Annotated in this window: 13 protein-coding genes and 1 pseudogene; 3 read left to right on the plus strand and 11 right to left on the minus strand. The window is 60.4% G+C overall.

The window, feature by feature from the left end:
• The first annotated feature begins 54 nt into the window (after nt 1-54).
• Nucleotides 55-1,926, plus strand: a complete 1,872-nt coding sequence (locus IPI01_13535; GenBank protein ID MBK7258791.1) for a hypothetical protein — start codon at nt 55-57, stop codon at nt 1,924-1,926.
• A 23-nt stretch (nt 1,927-1,949) separates the two neighbouring features.
• Here the strand turns inward: IPI01_13535 and IPI01_13540 are convergent, their stop codons facing one another.
• A complete protein-coding gene (locus IPI01_13540) occupies nt 1,950-2,585 on the minus strand; it encodes an rRNA pseudouridine synthase (GenBank protein ID MBK7258792.1) in 636 nt (211 codons plus the stop codon).
• A 155-nt stretch (nt 2,586-2,740) separates the two neighbouring features.
• On the opposite strand from IPI01_13540, the gene IPI01_13545 reads away from it, so the two are divergent.
• Nucleotides 2,741-4,687: a PQQ-dependent sugar dehydrogenase gene (locus tag IPI01_13545; protein MBK7258793.1), complete on the plus strand. Its 1,947-nt coding sequence runs from the start codon at nt 2,741-2,743 to the stop codon at nt 4,685-4,687.
• Between the two features lie 9 nt (nt 4,688-4,696).
• On the opposite strand, the gene IPI01_13550 is transcribed toward IPI01_13545, so the two are convergent.
• The 10 genes and pseudogenes from IPI01_13550 to IPI01_13595 all read right to left on the minus strand — a co-directional run bounded on the left by IPI01_13550 (nt 4,697) and on the right by IPI01_13595 (nt 16,620).
• Nucleotides 4,697-5,929, minus strand: a complete 1,233-nt coding sequence (locus tag IPI01_13550; GenBank protein ID MBK7258794.1) for a serine/threonine-protein phosphatase — start codon at nt 5,927-5,929, stop codon at nt 4,697-4,699.
• 1 nt (nt 5,930) lies between these two features.
• Nucleotides 5,931-6,608, minus strand: a complete 678-nt coding sequence (locus tag IPI01_13555) for a DUF1684 domain-containing protein (protein ID MBK7258795.1) — start codon at nt 6,606-6,608, stop codon at nt 5,931-5,933.
• Entirely contained in the window at nt 6,605-7,735 is a 1,131-nt protein-coding gene (gene rffA, locus IPI01_13560; GenBank protein MBK7258796.1) for a dTDP-4-amino-4,6-dideoxygalactose transaminase, read from the minus strand. Before rffA ends, IPI01_13555 begins: the two co-directional genes overlap by 4 nt.
• Before the next feature lies 1 nt (nt 7,736).
• Nucleotides 7,737-8,846 (minus strand): glycosyltransferase family 4 protein, encoded by a 1,110-nt coding sequence (locus IPI01_13565; protein ID MBK7258797.1) that lies wholly within the window; start codon nt 8,844-8,846, stop codon nt 7,737-7,739.
• A gap of 119 nt (nt 8,847-8,965) precedes the next feature.
• Nucleotides 8,966-9,520, minus strand: coding sequence for a hypothetical protein (locus IPI01_13570; protein ID MBK7258798.1), 555 nt, complete (start codon nt 9,518-9,520; stop codon nt 8,966-8,968).
• A gap of 7 nt (nt 9,521-9,527) precedes the next feature.
• A pseudogene (mutS, locus tag IPI01_13575) lies at nt 9,528-12,099 on the minus strand (DNA mismatch repair protein MutS).
• A gap of 94 nt (nt 12,100-12,193) precedes the next feature.
• Nucleotides 12,194-13,477: a hypothetical protein gene (locus IPI01_13580; protein ID MBK7258799.1), complete on the minus strand. Its 1,284-nt coding sequence runs from the start codon at nt 13,475-13,477 to the stop codon at nt 12,194-12,196.
• A 5-nt stretch (nt 13,478-13,482) separates the two neighbouring features.
• Nucleotides 13,483-14,097 carry a hypothetical protein gene (locus IPI01_13585; protein MBK7258800.1) on the minus strand — a complete coding sequence of 205 codons (615 nt, stop codon included), beginning with the start codon at nt 14,095-14,097 and terminating at the stop codon, nt 13,483-13,485.
• Between the two features lie 12 nt (nt 14,098-14,109).
• Entirely contained in the window at nt 14,110-14,631 is a 522-nt protein-coding gene (locus IPI01_13590) for a hypothetical protein (GenBank protein ID MBK7258801.1), read from the minus strand.
• Between the two features lie 159 nt (nt 14,632-14,790).
• The gene (locus IPI01_13595; GenBank protein ID MBK7258802.1) at nt 14,791-16,620 is read right to left on the minus strand and encodes a bifunctional homocysteine S-methyltransferase/methylenetetrahydrofolate reductase; all 1,830 of its coding nucleotides are present in this window, start codon (nt 16,618-16,620) and stop codon (nt 14,791-14,793) included.
• A gap of 163 nt (nt 16,621-16,783) precedes the next feature.
• Here IPI01_13595 and IPI01_13600 point away from each other — a divergent pair, with 163 nt between their 5' ends.
• The gene (locus IPI01_13600; GenBank protein ID MBK7258803.1) at nt 16,784-17,449 is read left to right on the plus strand and encodes an esterase family protein; all 666 of its coding nucleotides are present in this window, start codon (nt 16,784-16,786) and stop codon (nt 17,447-17,449) included.
• Nucleotides 17,450-17,452: the final 3 nt, after the last annotated feature.

Below are 17,452 nucleotides of genomic sequence, written 5' to 3' on the forward strand. Positions count from 1 at the left end.
TACAGGGAGGATCCCGAAGCCAGCGATGGCAGGCACCAGACTTGGAGAGTCACCATGAACATTCGTACCATCATCGGGATCACCGCCGTCGTTGGCGGGATCGTTACAGGCGTTGCCGGCGAAAAGACGTTCGTGTCCCTGCGCAACTTCAAGGACCAGGAACTGAGATCTGCGGGTTTTGAACTCCGGAGGCCGTCGACGATCCATATCACCGCACTCGGCGGCGGCGGCAATCAGGGATGGTCCTACAAAAGCGACAGGATGTTCGCGTACGGATGGATCATCGATGCCAGCACGCGGCGCCCGGTCTGGGAAATGACGGTCCGCAACACACAAAGATCCCGCAACGATCGCTCCTTCGATGGCAACGTCACGCTGGAGCCGGGAAAGTACGAGGCGTACTTCGCGGCGACGACGTTCGCCTATCACACCACATTCACACATTTCAACATCAACGTTGATCATCGCGAGAAGCCGCTCTTCGGGCCCATGGGCGGGAACAACGGACGTCATTTCTTCTCATGGATCACGGATTGGTGGAGCGATGACATCACCGACGAATGGAATCACCGTGCCGGTGGCTGGGGGATGGATCTGGCCGCCGACGAATCCACGGTGCGGTCCATCGGTTCGTTCACGCCTCCTGCTGTGAGCCCGGCCGTCGTCCTCTCGGCAACGAAACTCGGTGATGATGCATACGTGCATCACGAATTCTCTCTGAATGCTCCGGCAACGGTCATCGTCCGCGCCATCGGCGAAGGTATGCAGGGTGCCGAGTGTGTGGATTGCGGTTGGATCGTGAACGCGAAGACCCGGGAACGGGTCTGGTCGGCGTCCTGGGATGACGCAGAGCCCGCCGGCGGCGGCCGAAAGAACCTCACCACCGAATCCGAGGTGGAACTGGAGCCCGGCACGTATATGCTCTACGCCATCACCGACGACAGTCACTCGAACGCGGACTGGAACGACTCGCCTCCGTACGATCCGTATAGCTGGGGCATGACGGTTTCGATCCCCGACGAGACGGAACGCCGGGCATTCTCACTGGCCACACCCAGGGCGGAAGAACCGGTGATCGTTCGCATCACGAAGGTAAAGGACAACGAGAGCCGCACGGAAGGCTTTACGCTCAAGCAGGATGCAAAGGTACACATCTATGCCTTTGGCGAACGGGACAACACCAGCCGCTCGATGGCAGACTACGCCACCATCATCGATGCGAAGACGCGCGACCGCGTATGGACCATGGATGTGGACCGCACCAGCCATGCGGGTGGTGCCGCCAAGAACAGATATGTGGATGAGGTGGTCTCCCTGGCACGCGGCAACTACATCGTGAACTACGTCACGGACGATTCCCACGCCTACACCGACTGGAACGACAATCCGCCGTTCGACAAAGAGAACTACGGGATCACGATCACTGCCGCGGGCGGTTGGAACCCCGCCGGCATCGTGACAAAGTACGTCGAGGAGAAGGACAGAAATATCATCGCACAACTCATACGCATGCGCGATGAGGAGGACCGTTCAACGCGCTTTGCGCTCGACCGCACGACACGGATCAGGGTGTACGCGATCGGCGAAGGCCAGGGCCGTGACCTGTACGATTACGGGTGGATCCAGGACGCACGCACGGGAACAGTGGTCTGGGAGATGACCTACGGCATGACGTTCCATGCCGGTGGCGGAAGGAAGAACCGGATGGTCAATACGTCCATCGTTCTGGATAAGGGCGAGTATGTCCTTCACTTCCGTTCCGACGATTCCCATTCGTATGCGGATTGGAACGTCGACCCACCGGACGACCGGGAGTACTGGGGGATCACGCTGTACAGGGAGAGTGCGTCGGACCCGCCGCAACCCCCACCCGTGCCGGAAGCGGGAGTGCCGCCGCCGCCTCATACCGGCAAGAAACCGCACTAAGAATGGCATGATGCCGGTCCTTCCTACGAAGGCCCGGCATCGTTCTGTTCGTGGCGCTCTGGTGTACCGCCAGCCCACCGGCGAAGCCGTTGGTACTCGTCAGGAGACAATTCCCTGCTCTGCCCCGGCTCCAGACCGTCGAGCGTAAATTCCCCAACACGGGTACGGATCAGCCGCAGCGTCGGATGGCCAACGGCTGCGGTCATCTTGCGGACCTGGCGGTTCCGCCCCTCACGCAGTACGAGCTCGATCCATGCGGTCGGGACGTTCTTCCGGAAACGGACAGGCACGGGGCGCGGCGGAAAGACCGGTTCTTCGGGAAGCAGACGCACCTCCGCAGGCCTGGTCATCTTTCCCTCGATCAAGACACCCCCGCGCAGCCGCGCAAGGTCCTCTTCATCAGGGATCCGGTCGACCTGCACCACGTAGGTCTTCGGATGCTCGAATGCGGGGTCGGTAAGGCGATGGGTCAGGAACCTGTCGTCGGTCAGGAAAAGCAACCCCTCACTGTCAGCGTCCAACCGGCCGATGGGATAGACTCCCTCCTTGAACGGCCCGAACACCTTGAGGGAAAGCCAGGCAGCTTCCGGTGTGAAGCGGGAGACGACACCGTAGGGCTTATACAGGAGATAGCACGTTTTCCGGGGGGGTGGAGGCATGACACGAATATACTGAGAGGGTGCCTGCGGGTCAAGCGCCCGGCGTTGCGGGTCTCGCTGCGAATTGGTACTTTACATACGAGGCCTGCCGCCTCCCGCTGCAAAGGACATCAAGCCACGATCTTGTCAGTCACGAAAGGAATGTATAGATCGTTTTGCTACTACGTTCGATCTCTTTCTTCCTTCTCTTCACCCTCACCCTGCCCTCGTTTGCACAGCAGCAGTATCGCATCGATACGCTTGCACGTGCGCCCGAGGCCCAATATCCGTCGGGGATCGCTGTGGACCCGCATGGGGGTGCACGGTTCTTCTTCACAGAGAAGAACAGCGGACGGGTACGCCTTTTCGACCGAAAACTCCGCCGGGAACCATTCCTCACCGTCCCCGTGGAAAGCGAAGGCGAGGATGGACTTCTCGGGATCGCTCTGCATCCCGCGTACCCCGACACTCCGCACGTATTCATCTATTACGTCCGCGCCACGGACCGACTGGGGATCGTTGAGAGATATGTTGATTCAGCCGGGTTTGGCGTCCGCCCCGCTCTGATCATGGTGATCCCGCGGATGAACGATGCGACCGAACACAACGGCGGTGTCCTCGCATTCGGACCCGACGGAAGACTCTATATCGGCGTCGGCGACCACCGCACCCAGCGTGCCTGGACCCAGGATACAACGAACCGCTCGGCGGTATGGGGAAAGATCCTGCGGATCGAACCTGATGGCAGCATGCCGCCGGACAATCCGGATCCGCGCCGGCCATTCTGGGCGTGGGGACTGCGTAATCCACAAGGGTTGACATTCGATCGGATAACAGGAGATCTGTATTGCACGGATGGCGGGTCCGATGGGGTGAATGCCGTTTTCCGTATCCGCAAAGGAGATAACTTCGGCTGGCCGGCATCCGACCGGTCACATTCTCCGGTCACCGCCCGCGCCTTGTATCAATTCCCCGAAGGAAAACAGCCGGCACTCACCGGCATCGCCGTCTACAACAGCGACGCATTCCCGCAACTGAAAGGCCACATCCTCTTCTGCTCGAATGCGCAACCCGCGGTTTGGGGCGGGGTCCTCTCGGAAGGCCGGGACTCCCTTCTCGCGAAGCAGCTTCTTACCTATCCTACCGGATTCGCCGACATGCAGGTCGGTGCTGATGGATTCCTCTATTTGACGAACGGCCCGTATATCTCCAGCAAGATCCTCCGGATCGCTCCCGTGGCGCCCGTCTTCACAACGGAACCACCGGCAACGGCGATACAGGGAACCCCCTGGTCCTACACACCGGCGTATAGCGGCACACCATCAGTGATCCGGTTGCTGTCCGGCCCGGAAGGCATGAGTTGCGACGACCGGACGGGAACTCTTGCGTGGATCCCAACGAATGCACAGGCGATGAAAGGCACAGTGACCGTCGTCGTGGAAGCACGCAATGGCAGCGGCACCGCCGAACAACGCGCAACGATCCAGGTTGCGAACACGAACGATCCGCCGGGCCCGTTCTCCCCGGCACCGCCGGCGGACCGCGAGGTTCTGAGTTTTTCCGGCAGCGATCCCGAGATCACGCTTCATTGGAATCGCTCGATCGACCCGGACAATGACTCCCTGCAGTATATCGTCGAAGTGGATACCGTGGCGGGTTTCCAGACACGCGCCTATCTCTTCCTTGCGGAAGGTGCCGATTCGATCCATGTCCGGCTCCCGCGTTCGTCATCGGTGTACTACTGGCGTGTCATCGCAAGCGACGGGAGTCTGTCCACAACCGCGGAACCGTCATCGGGACGGATCTCGATCTCGTACATTACCCCGCCACACGAACGTCCACAACGCACCACCGTGATCGAAACACCGACAGAGGAGCAGGGGGACCCGAATCCGTTCCCTCCCTCCGCGGGCATTTCGTATACCGTGCGACACGCAGGTCATGTGCGGCTATCGGTGTTCAACCTTCTGGGGCAGGAGATCGTGAAGGTGTTCGAGGGGAACCAGCAGGAAGGCGCCTATGATGTGCCGTTCGCACGGCTCAAATTGCCGAGCGGCGTGTACTTCTACCGCCTCCAGGCGCCGGGAGTGTTCGAAACGAAGAAGATGGTCATCGCACGTTGACCACGCACCTCAGCGCGAGCGCTTGATCACCACAATGGTCTTGTCGTCGGAGTAGTCGGTCATCCGGCTGAACACCTGCACCTCCTCCAGCAGAAGCGCGCAGATCTCCTTCGCCGTCCGCTTCCTGTGCTGCCGCAAGGCATGCGTCAGGCGTCCTTCGCCGTACATCTCACCCCGTTCATTCGATGCTTCCACCATGCCATCCGTGTACAACAGCATGATGTCGCCCCTGTTCAGGATGGTAAAATCCGAATGATACACCTCGCGCGGAAACGGCCCGACGATCTGCCCGGTGGCGGGCAACTTCTCCATGTCGTTCGAATTCGCGCGCAGTACGACGGGGTTGGAATGGCCGGCGTTCACATAGATGACAAGCCCGCGGTCGGATGAATTCAGCTCTGCATAGACCATGGAGATGAAGCGCTCTGCCGAGAACGCCTTGTTGACGAGGCCGTTCAGGCGCGTGATGAGCGACCCGATCTTCGTCTGGTACTCCACACCCATGCGGAGCGCACCGGAGACATACAGGGCCTGCGATGCCGCAGAGAGCCCCTTGCTTGCAGCATCCCCGATCACCACACCGAGCCGCTCTTTGTCACCCGCCGCCTGCAGATAATCGAAGAAGTCGCCTCCGACCACACGGTCGGGCATGGAAATGCCGTACAGGTCGTAATTGTGGAACCTGAGCTCGTGGGCAGGAAGGATACTTTTCTGGATGTCCCGCGCCTTGTCCAGATCGGCTTCCAGAAGATGCGCCTTCTTCTCCGCCTTCCGGTTCTTCAGGACCGAGGTCAGGGCGGTACTGATGATGTTGAGCGCAAATGTCATCTCCTGCTTCACGTACGCCGCAGTGATGCCGATGACGTATTGATACAAGGTGAAGGTCTTCCACGTCAGCTTTTCGCCCACGCCGGTGGCGGAGAACACCTTGATCCCCTTCTGCAGGAGATACGGGTTCGTCTCACGGCCGATCACCGTCGCCTTTTTGGGCAACTGCTGGAAGAGCGGGTATTCCTGCACGCGGATGCGGAAGTTCTTGTCGATCGCTTCCATCTCTCCGCTCTGGTGGATCAGCCGGTACGTCCCGGTGCTGACCTCCAGCTTCCAGATCCGCCCACCGCGGATCGGAATATGCTCGCTCTTGATGATGCTTTCGAGAACGTGGCTGAGCAACTGCTCCTCGGTGCGGAATTCCGCCTCGGCCAGCGTCTGAATTGTCCGGTAAAGTTTGTGTTGGTCCATATCACTCGTGATACTTCATTTCCCCGACGCGGAGCGCAAGGGGGATGCGATCCTCGTCCGTGGGGATCGCACATGAATACAGCGCGCTATATGCGCAGTACGGGTTGAATGCTTTGTTCAGGTCTACGACATACTCTGCGTCGGGGTCCGACTGCTCTTTGCCGAGTTCGATATACCGTCCGACATGATACGTCTCGTTGCCGGTGGTCAGGTCGGTGAACCACATGCTCAGATGGTCCCTGTACCTGGCGTAGCGCAACGAATCCGACGGTGTGAACTTGTACACGTTCAACCGGACCCGCACGGGTGCCCCGGCACTATCGGGCAGGATCAGATCGAAGTACCCGTAACGCAACTGCTCCCGGGGCTCGCCCTTCGTCCCCATCACGCGTACCATCTCGGGATCGGGATACCGGTGCAACCGGACGGCCGCACGAAACCGCACATCGACCGGGAACCAGTGAAGTCCGGTGAATGCGACCGATGTGTCCCGCCGGAACGGCGATCCAGGACCATTCCGGAATTCGTCATCCACACGGGCACGATGCGCCAGATTCTCCTGCACACAGGCAATGCTGTCTGCGGTTGAGATCACCGGCAGGCGGAGAGACCGATGGTCCTGTGCACAACCGGCAATGATACTGAGGACAACAACGGCGATCATGGCGGGACGCATCATGCAAAGAATTCCTTCATCGCACCGATCACGGTCTCCTGCTGCGCTTCGGTCAGGGAGGGGTAGATCGGAAGGCGCAACAGCCGCCCGCTGGCGGATTCGGTGACCGGGAGATCACCCTCGGCGTATCCCATCGCCCGTCCCATCGGCGAGAGATGCAGAGGAAGGTAATGGAAGGTGGTGCCGATCCCCCTCTCACGGAAGAACGCCAGCGCCCGGTTGCGCGTGGATTCATTCTCCATCTGCACATGATAGATATGATGATTGGACCCCACGTAGGATGGGATCACCGGTACGCTGAGGCGTCCCTCCTGTGCGAGAGGCGTGAAGGCCTCGGTGTAGTGTTCAAAGATCGCCCTGCGGCGCGCCTGGATCCACTCCCGCTTCGCCATCTGGCTCTCCAGCAGCGCCGCCATCGTGTCGGGCGGCAGAAAACTGCTGCCCACATCCACCCAGGTGTACTTGTCGATCAGGCCGAGCATGAACTGCTTCCGGTTGGTCCCCTTCTCCCTCATGATCTCTGCCCGCTGGATGAGCGCATCGTCATTCGTGACGAACGCCCCGCCCTCGCCGGTGGAGAAATTCTTCGTCTCATGGAAACTGTAACATCCCATATGGCCGGTGGTCCCCGCAGGCTTCCCACGGTACCGGGCGGCGATACCCTGTGCGGCATCCTCGATGACGGTAATGGAACGAGGGGCGGCCAGCGCCATGATGGGATCGAGGTCGGGCGACACGCCCGCATACACCACCGGCATGATCGCCCGGGTGCGCGGGGTCATCCGCGCGCGCACCTCGTCCGGAGTGAGCGTCAGGGTGGCGGGATCGACGTCTGCAAAGACCACACGGGCGCCGCGCCGAAGGATGGCATTGGTGCTCGACACGAACGTGAAGCTCGGAACGATCACTTCATCCCCGGGGTCCAGGGCCAGGACCATCATCGCGAGTTCGAGGGCATGCGTACACGACGGGGTCAGCAGTGCGTGCCGCACCTCAAGGTCCCGCGCGAGCGCCGCGGTGGCGCGTCGCGTCGCGGGGCCGTCGCCGACGAGACTGCCGGACGCAATGCTCTGCGCCAGAGCTGCGGCGTCGGTATCATCATAGGCCGGTACGTGGAACGGGATCTTCATATCATCTTTCCTGCAACGCACGGAGATACACCTGCTCGACCCTTTCGGCCATCGCCGCAGCATGGAAATTCTTCTTGAATCGGACGCCCGCCGCCGCACCCATCGCGCTCCGGAGCGCAGGATCATGCACGACACGGTTCAGTGCCGCCGCCAGTGCCGGTGGATCGTCGGGCTGCACAAGGTGCCCGGTGACCCCCTCTTCCAGCATGAGTGCGATGCCGCCGACACGCGTACAGACCACCGGGAGCGCCGCCGCGAGTGCCCGGAGAATGGCGATCGGGAACATTTCCGCGGCCAACTCCAGCGACGAGTGCGTGTAGATGTCGAATGCCGGATACCACTCCTCGAGATGATCCTGGAACCCGAGGAAGCGGACCTGCGCCTCGATCCCGAGGGTCCGCGCCTGCGCGCTCAGATCGTCCTGCAATTCCCCATCGCCAATGATCGGAAAGAGCACCTTCGGATGTTCACGGACCACGATCGCGATCGCATCAAGAAGCACACGATGGCCCTTGAAGGGAACAAGCCGGGCAACATTGCCGATGACCACGACGTCATCCGCCACACCGAGGCGCTGGCGGGTCTTCACGCGCATCGCCGCACGCACCTCCGGCGGATCTTCTTCGATACCGATGGGAACTGTCGTGATGCGATCGGCCGGGATGTGGTCCTCCTTGATCAGGACCTCGCGGCCGGCATCGGCATCGGTGATGAAATGCGCCGTACCGTACGTGTTCCTCAACAGATGGGTGATGTTGTGCTGGATGGAGTGCGTGCTGTGGATGCCTGCCACATGGCGCGCCGGGGTCCACGCTGCGGCGATCGCCGCACAGGTCCGGTCATAGTTGGCGTTGCTGTGCACGATGTCGATGCCCAGCGCACGCACCGGCCCGCGCAACATGCGGGAGACCTGGAAGACCTTGTTCATTGCGCCGTACGGGATCGGCACCGTGGGGATGCCGGCCTCCGCGGCTTTCTCCAGAAGCAGATGCCCGGGGATCGCGGAAATGTGCACGGCGTGTCCGCGTGCGCGCAGGTATTTCGCCAGAATGAGGACGTAGTCCTCCCCCCCGGCGAAGATCGTTGTGCTGTTGGTCAGTAGGATGCGCATGATCGGCTATCGTGCATCCGGGCGACGGGCCCGTGCCACGAATATACCAAGGTACGGATTGCGGAAGGGAATTCCAAAGGTCAGCGGTGGACGCGATGTCATGATGAGGCCGCGGGAGGTCAGCGGAGGGCGAGCGGAGTCCCGCCTGCGCCGGCCTCGCGGTATGCCATCACACCCCACACCACGAACGCAACCACAGCAGCGGTGCAGAGCAGGTACCCCAGCCCGTACACCCCCCACGAGAGCGGCTCCGCGATGTCGGCGTCCCCGTCCAACAACCACCACCAATCGTGGATCAGGCCTGACGCGATGAGCTTGAGCTTCCGGTAGGGTGCATCGGCGATATAGACGCTCACGTTGATCATGCTCTCGCCCACCCAGAACGCCACCGGCGGCGTCTGACGGACGTCCTTCCGCCACGTCACGATGAGAAGCGCAAGGGGGAGGAGAACCTGGACGAGCGAACCGCCGAGGACGCAGATGAATCGCCCGAACGGACGTGTGAAGAGATGTCCCGCTTCGTGGATGAACAGGTTGATCGTATCCATGACGAAGAGGAGGAACGGCGGGTCGAACGGACGATCGCCGGGAGCATACCGCATGGCAAGGACGTACAGAACGTAGACGAAATAGGCGGCGACCAGACACCGGAACGTGAGAATGATGGTGCGCATGGCCGGGTCAGGACACCTGGTCCTTCAGAGCGGCGAGCACCTTCAGGGCTTCGATCGGGGTCATGGCATTCACATCCAATTTCCGGATCTTGTCGCGGAGTTCCTCATCCTTCACTTCGAACAGCGTGAGCTGGAGGTCCGCCGGCCCACCACGCGCATTCGCTGCGCGGACGGTCTCCCGGACCTGGTCGTTGATCGTCAGGCCCGTCCCCTCAAGGTTCTTCAGAAGCACCTTCGCCCGGTCCGTGATCTCATCGGGCAGCCCGGCCATCTGCGCCACCTGGATACCGTACGAGTGGTCCGCGAATCCCTCCGTGACCTTGTGCAGGAAGACGATCTTGTCGCCGTACTCCCGCACATCCACCTTGTAGTTCCGGATGCGGGGAAAGAGGTCGGCAAGCTCGTTCAACTCGTGATAGTGGGTCGCGAAGAGCGTGCGTGCCCCGACGCGCTCGTGAAGATACTCGGTCAGCGCCCACGCGATGCTGATCCCATCGAACGTACTCGTCCCCCGGCCGACCTCATCCAGGAGGATGAGGCTGCGTGCCGTCGCAGTGTTCACAATGTGCGCGGCCTCATGCATCTCGACGAGGAACGTGCTCTCCCCTGACGAGATGTTGTCGCTGGCACCGACACGCGTGAAGATCTTGTCCACGATGCCGACCACGGCCTTCCGGGCCGGCACATGGCATCCGATCTGCGCAAGCAGAACGATCAAGCCCGTCTGGCGCAGAAAACTGGACTTGCCGCTCATGTTCGGGCCGGTGATGATCAGGATCTGGTCCGTGGCGGTATCCAGGTGGACGGAATTCGGCTCAAAATGTTCTCCGGCGGGCAACAGCCGCTCGATCACCGGATGACGGCCGTCGATGATCTCCAGCTGTGTACCGTCGTTCACCTCCGGACACACGTAGCCACATTCCTCCGCCACTTCGGCCAACGAGGTGTAGCAATCGAGATGCGCCACCGCGGTGGCATTCGCCTGGATCGCATCCGCTTCCGCGGACACCTTCAGGCGGATCTCGGTGAACAACTCCGTCTCCAGCGCCAGGATGCGCTCTTCCGCGTGAAGGATCTTCTCCTCGTATTCCTTCAGCGCCGGAGTGATGTAGCGCTCGGCATTTGTCAGGGTCTGCTTGCGGATGTAGTCCTGTGGAACACGCTCCTTATGGGTATTCGTGGAACCCCACCTTGAGCGAGGAGATCCCGCTCCGCTCCCGTTCCTTCGCCTGGAGATCCGCGATCCACTGCTTGCCCGTCGTGGTCAGCTCGCGCAACTCATCCAGCGGGGGACTGAACCCTTTGCGGATCACGCCCCCCTCGGCGAGGGTGGCGGGCGGATCGTGTTCGATCGAGTCCGCGATGAGCGTGACCATATCGGGGAGCGGGTGAAGGGCGCCATGCAGCGCGGCCAATGCCGGACTCTTCAGGTGCACGGTGGTCGACCGCAAGCGGTCCACTTCCGACAGGATGCGCATGAGCGCATTCAGGTCGCGTGGGCCGGACCGACCGGTGCAGATCCTTCCTGAAAGACGCTCGAGATCCCCGATCCTCGAGAGATGATCGGCGATGGCCTTTCGCGGCTCACTCCCGGTGCGAAGCTCGGAAACAGCATGCAGGCGCGACTGGATCGCCTCCAGCCGGTTCAAGGGCTGGTGGATCCACCGCTGCAGGAGCCGGCCACCCATCGCCGTCCGGGTCCGGTCCAGGACCGCAAAGAGCGTCACCGCATGGTCGCCTGCGATCGAGGAGGTGATCTCGAGATTCCGCTTCGTCGCCGGATCGAGGACGATGTGATCGCCTACATCGAACGGGACGATCTTGCGGATGTGCAGCAGGTTGGCCTTCTGGGTCTCCTGCAGATAGTGCAGGATCACACCGGCCGCATTCACACCGATCGTGTGATCGTGGAGGCCAAATCCTTTCAGCGACTGCGTGTGGAAGTGCCCGGTGAGGAGATCGCGCGCATAGTCGTCGTTGAAGATCCAATCATCGATCCTGGTGTAGAGCCCACGAAAGGTGGCGCGGAGCAGGTGCTCCACGGTCTGAGCATCCCGGCGTTGGACGAGGATCTCGGCAGGTTCCAGTGCTCCGATATGCTCGGCGAGCTGCCGCAAAGGCAACTCCGCCACACGGAATTCCGCCGTTGACACATCCACGAAAGCCAGCCCGCAGGTATCCATTCCCGTGGTAAGCGGACCGGGCAGCGCGATCGCCGTAAGAAAGTTGTTCCGCTTCTGGTCCAGCACTTTATCGGAGAAGGACACACCCGGCGTGACCACTTCGATCACATCGCGCTTGACGATCCCTTTGGCCAGCTTGGGGTCCTCGAGCTGCTCGCAGATCGCGACACGGTGCCCTGCTTTGAGGAGCTTGGGAAGATATGCGTCGAGTGCGTGGTGCGGGAATCCGGCCAGGGGGGTCTCGCCGGAAGCTCCGTTCCCCCTGCGGGTGAGCGTGATGCCGAGAACACGCGCGGTGACCTTTGCATCGTCATCGAAGGTCTCGAAGAAGTCGCCCATGCGGAACAACAGGATCGTATCCGGATACCGGGATTTGACCTGGGCGTACTGTTGCATCAAGGGAGTGGACATGGGAACGCGCGTTGGTTTTCGGTTGCCTAAAGAACGCTAAATAAGGGCCGAAAAGCAACGCGCGCCGCGCGGGTGTGGCTCACTGGAACTCCATCACCCGGTAACTTTCCCACCAGTTCGTGATCGCATACGTCGATACGTAGTAGCCCGGATAGAACGGCGGCCGGAAGGACTGCTCACTGAGCCGGTCGTCGTACCGGTACCGCTTCGAGAATCCGGACGTGATCGTGGAACCGGAGAACTGTCCGATGGCACCCCGGGTGTCCTGCACGATGGATCCAAGGACACGGAGCTCACCGCTCACCGGACGTGAGTTGTAATTCTCTGCCGTAAAGGATCCGGCACGCGAGAAGATGCTGCCGTGGATCTCGCAGTTCGAATTGTTCGCTGCATTGTTCTTGACCACCACATTTCCTTCGGCGACAAGGCCGAGGACGTCATCGCTCGTCGTGAAGCGGGGGTTGCGCTCGTACAGGACGTCATTGTGGATGTTCAGGGTGGTCTGCGACGTGAGCGTCAACTTGCCATCGAGCGTCCCTTCCACGCCAACCGTATTGGTCCCGAGGATCACACCGTTGAATCCGGGATCGCTCAGGGAAACTGAATCAATGATCGGGCTTGTCGGCAACGTGCCACCACGGATGTATGCCACACCGTCGTTGTTCGCCCCGGTACCGGGCGAGAGGGTCACGAAGATGTCCGTGGCGTACCGCCTGCCACCGCTGACACTGGCCGTGTTGATCTCTGCCAGACTGTTCGGGAACTCGATCGGTGCGATGCCTGTCTCATACCCATCCTTGAAGATCGCCTTGTTCGTGCCGCTGCCGACCTTGGGCGGATCGAATCCCTTCGCGGTGGTGGCCTTCTGCATGAAGACCGGACTGCCGCTGATATGCAGGTTGCCATTCGAATGCACACGGCCCCACACGGTGTCCTTCGTGATCCAGAAGACGTTGCCCTCGAAATCGGTCATCCAGGCGAACAGGGAGAAACTGTTCTTCTTGTTGCGGTCGAAGAAGACCTCGACGGTATCATGGAGCGATGCGCTCCCCAGCGGAAAGGTGGAGACACAGCGCATGCGGAGGCGTGAGGCACTGATCGCCTCGATGCCGGCAGTATAGGAACCGACGAAATTCTTGCCCGTGAATGTCTTGTTGACCGACGACCAGTCCGACGTATCCTGATAGAACTGCGCAAGCCGTGCGTTGGCGCCGGCAAGGGCGACGTTGTGGGACGAGGTCATGGAGGTGTACATCGACATGTTCGTCACTGCCTGCGTGGAGACATTGGCAACGTTCATGGCGATGTAGCCCAGGATGGCCGAGAATCCGATGACGAGAATGAGCCCAGCTTTTCCGCCCATGACCATTACCTCCGGGAATTCTGTGACGCAAGGCGCGTCTGCTGCCAGTAGGAACTCGAATGCAAGGAATTGGTCGGGCCTACGCCGCTCGTCCCGGCCGAATGGACGGCATACGGATTCTGTACTTCAAGAGTGATCTCGACCTCATGGATCTCGGACAATCGGTCCGACGTCACCGGCACGGCAAGCTGCTCGCCCGACATCGCAAGGTAGCGCAGACGGAACGTGGTCACCACGCCAACCTTCAACCCATTCGTGCCATTCACGGTCCTGTAGACGAAGCGGTCGCGCTGATTGTCGGTGTAGTTCAGTTCCGTGGAATCCCCGGAGAAGTACCGCACCGTATCCAGTCCGGCACCATTACGGTCCAGATCGATCAGGAAGGTGATGCTGGAACTGTCGGCCGCGAGCACGGTCCGCTCATTTTCCGGAACGCCGAAGCCCATATTGCGGAATTCGCCCTCGAGGACCTGCACGGTCGTCACCAGGATCTCCTGCACGCTCATATCGCCCGAATAGACCGAGTACGTCTCGGAGGCAATGTCGTTCACCGTCAGGATGTTGATCATGAGCATACTGCCCAGGACGATCGAGAATAACATATCTATTGAGTCCGCCATAGCTTCATCCCGTCAGTCGAAGTGAAAGTAACCCATCACGAACGAGGCCCGCAGTGTGTCCACCGGATCCTGGCTCGCCGGGAACGTGCGGTACGTTTTCATATCCATCCGCTTTGCGAATGTGCGCGAATTCATCACCTTCTCGAGATCGGTCACGTCCACGTAGAAGACCTTGAACTCGGTGCGGTAGCGGCGGTTGGATGTACCCGCTTCCTTGTTGAGGGTGAGGCCATTGAAATCATCAAAGTCGTTGTACTCAGCCAGCGAATCCTCGCCATACTCCGGACCGAGGCATGTCGGTGAGGTGAGGACGTATGCATTGGCGATGGCGACGTGCGACGTATCGGTGATGTTGTCGTACGCCATCCCCTGTGCCATTTCGATATACGACGTGGTCAACGTAGAGAGGAAGATACCATCCTGGCCGCTGCTGATGGCATCACCAGCATTCCCCGTCAGTTCGTAGAAGTTCACGATCACTGACGACAAGAGCATGAACGCCGCGAGCGTCAACAGTGTATTTCCAGATCCCATTGGTGCCTCTTCCCGTTGTCATTGCTTCACGCTGAAGAGGGGCAAAGAGCATGCCGGGAGGAGGGTGGCCAGAAAGGGAAAAAATCAGCCAAATGGGTGGCTAAAAAACGCGGGGAGATTGTAGGAGTTGCAAAGGTTAGGACAAATCGACCGCCTCCACTACTCAAGCATCATGAAGATACCTTCAATGCGCCCCATGGGTGCGGAAAGCTGCACACCGGCGACCGACGAACGGACATACTGGTACGTTTCCCGCGCGATGGCAACACCTTCCAGGAACCCTTCTTCCTTCGTCGTTGTCTTCCGCATCCGGTCCAGGATCTCCGCGGGCACGGAGGCCCCGGGCACCTCATTGTTCATGAATTCGGCATTCCGGTACGAGACCAACGGCCAGATGCCGCAGATCAACGGGATCTTGACGTGCCCGATACGCTTGATGAAATTGTCCAGGATACGCAGGTCGAACACCGGCTGCGTGATCATGTACTCCGCACCCGCCTCGATCTTCCAATCCAGTCGACGCACCTCTTCATCCAGGTTGATCGCGCCGGGGTTCACGCCCACACCAACGCTGAATCCGGTCGGGTCCCCGATCGGATTCCCCGCCAGATCCAGCCCGTGATTCAGCCTCGTGATGATGTTGGTCAACCCGATCGCGTCCACATCGAACACGGCCGTGGCCTGCGGATAATTCCCCAGCTTCGGCGGGTCCCCGGTGATGGCAAGGACATTCCTCAACCCCAGCGCCCAGGCACCGAGCAGATCCGACTGCATCCCGATCACATTCCTGTCGCGACAGGCAAAATGCAGCACCGTCTCGATCCCGACCTCCCGCTGCAGGATGGCGGCAAGCGCAAGGGCCGACATGCGCGCCGAGGCCCGGGGGCCATCCGGGATATTGATCGCATCGATCCCGAAATGATGCAGCTTGCGGGCCCGGTCCACCTGTGCCGATGGCGTTACACCCTTGGGTGACACCAGTTCCACCAGGGTGACGAACTGCTTCTTCACGATCTTGTTGCTGAGGCGTGATTTTTCCTTCTGCGGGACGACCTTCACGGCCTCAGGGGCGACGATCTTCATCTCGACCGTGGGCTTGTCCATCCGCTTGGCCGGTTGCAGTGCCTGCACCGCCCGGCGGATCGCCCGGATATGGTCCGGGTTGGTGCCACAGCAGCCGCCCACGATCGTTGCGCCGGTCTGGATGAACCGCTTCGCATACTCCGCAATGTATTCGGGAGAGGTCATGTAGATGTTGCGGCCACCGACATTCTGCGGGACACCGGCATTCGGCTGCACCGAGATCGGCAGCTTCGTCATCGCCTTCAGGTCTTCCAGCGCATCCAGCATCGCCTTGGGACCGACCGAACAGTTCAACCCGACGATGTCGATCGCACAGTCCGCGGTCTCCCGGATGAAGGACTCCAACGGCGCACCGCTGAGAAGCACCCCGTCATCGTTCACGGTCATCTGGGCCATGAGCGGGATGGTGGGGTTGAGTTCCCGCACGGCCTTGACGGCCTGCAGCAATTCGCTCACCAGGCTGAACGTCTCAAGGACGATCAGGTCCACCCCTCCGTCCAATAACCCCTTGATCTGCTCCTTGAAAATGTCGCGCACCTCACCAAACGACAGCTTCCCGATAGGCTCGATCTGCACCCCGAGCGGACCGATGGATCCCGCAACGTAGGTGGAATCACCCGCAACCTTCCGCGCGATCTCTGCACCCTTCTTGTTGATGTCGTAGACCCTCGTCTCCAGCCCGTGCGGCGCAAGCTTGACGCGATTCGCACCGAACGTATTGGTCTCGATCACATCCGCCCCTGCCTGGATGTAGTCCTTGTGGATCTCCGCAACAAGGTCCGCATTCGTGAGGTTCAGCTCATCGAAGCACGTGTTGATGTACACCCCCTTTTCGTACAGGTAGGTGCCAACACCACCATCGAACACGATCACTTCGTTGTGCAGCCGCTCCCTGAAGGGCTTCATGACAGTCCCATGCTGTGTGAATGTCGTCCTCTGCACCCCATTATACGAACTTTTCTGAACAAATTGACAATTCTTGACTCTCGGGAGGGATTTCCCTATCATTTCCGGCATGGAGAGAGAATATCTTCGCACGCACAGCGTAGTTCTCGGTACGGAGATGGAGATGCTCGTGTTCGGGCACGCAGGAACCCCGGTCCTGGTGTTTCCGACGGCGAAGGGAAGATATTCCGAGTACGAGGACCGCGGCATGATCGGGGCCATCGGTGAACTCCTGCATGACGGGATCGTCCAGGTGTTCTGTGTGGATGGCATCGACACCGAGTCGTGGTACAACCAGGCCCTGTCGCCACGCGAACGGGTCCTCCGCCATGTCGCCTATGAGCGGTATGTCATTGAAGAGATCCTCCCGCTCATTCGTGAACGCAACCCCCTCGAGAAACTCACGGTGACGGGATGTGGGTTCGGCGCCTACCATGCCGTGAACTTCTCGTTGCGCCACCCCGACCTTGTGGATATGTGCATCGCCCTGAGCGGCATCTACAACATCCGGCCGCTGCTCGACGGCCATTTCGACGACGACTGCTACTTCAACAATCCCGTTGAATACCTTCCCCGGCTCACGGATCCCTGGTTCCTCAACCTCTACCGCACGAAGGTCAGGTTCATCATCGCCGCGGGGGAATCGGATATCCATCTCGAATCCAGCCTCCAGCTCTCCCGGCTTCTCGACGCCAAGCACGTGCGCCACTGGCTCGATATCTGGGGGGACCATACGCAACATGATTGGCGCTGGTGGAAGATGATGATCAGAAAATTCCTCGACGAATAAGGA

The sequence above is a fragment of the Ignavibacteriota bacterium genome (genome assembly GCA_016707525.1).
Taxonomy (GTDB): Bacteria; Bacteroidota; Ignavibacteria; order UBA10030; family UBA6906; genus JAGDMK01.

Coding starts and splice junctions, on each gene's coding strand:
- IPI01_13535 (MBK7258791.1), top strand. CDS start 55: ATGAACATTCGTACCATCATCGGGATCACCGCCGTCGTTGGCGGGATC.
- IPI01_13540 (MBK7258792.1), bottom strand. CDS start 2,585: ATGCCTCCACCCCCCCGGAAAACGTGCTATCTCCTGTATAAGCCCTAC.
- IPI01_13550 (MBK7258794.1), bottom strand. CDS start 5,929: ATGGACCAACACAAACTTTACCGGACAATTCAGACGCTGGCCGAGGCG.
- IPI01_13555 (MBK7258795.1), bottom strand. CDS start 6,608: ATGATGCGTCCCGCCATGATCGCCGTTGTTGTCCTCAGTATCATTGCC.
- rffA (MBK7258796.1), bottom strand. CDS start 7,735: ATGAAGATCCCGTTCCACGTACCGGCCTATGATGATACCGACGCCGCA.
- IPI01_13565 (MBK7258797.1), bottom strand. CDS start 8,846: ATGCGCATCCTACTGACCAACAGCACAACGATCTTCGCCGGGGGGGAG.
- IPI01_13570 (MBK7258798.1), bottom strand. CDS start 9,520: ATGCGCACCATCATTCTCACGTTCCGGTGTCTGGTCGCCGCCTATTTC.
- IPI01_13580 (MBK7258799.1), bottom strand. CDS start 13,477: ATGGGCGGAAAAGCTGGGCTCATTCTCGTCATCGGATTCTCGGCCATC.
- IPI01_13585 (MBK7258800.1), bottom strand. CDS start 14,097: ATGGCGGACTCAATAGATATGTTATTCTCGATCGTCCTGGGCAGTATG.
- IPI01_13590 (MBK7258801.1), bottom strand. CDS start 14,631: ATGGGATCTGGAAATACACTGTTGACGCTCGCGGCGTTCATGCTCTTG.
- IPI01_13595 (MBK7258802.1), bottom strand. CDS start 16,620: ATGAAGCCCTTCAGGGAGCGGCTGCACAACGAAGTGATCGTGTTCGAT.
- IPI01_13600 (MBK7258803.1), top strand. CDS start 16,784: ATGCTCGTGTTCGGGCACGCAGGAACCCCGGTCCTGGTGTTTCCGACG.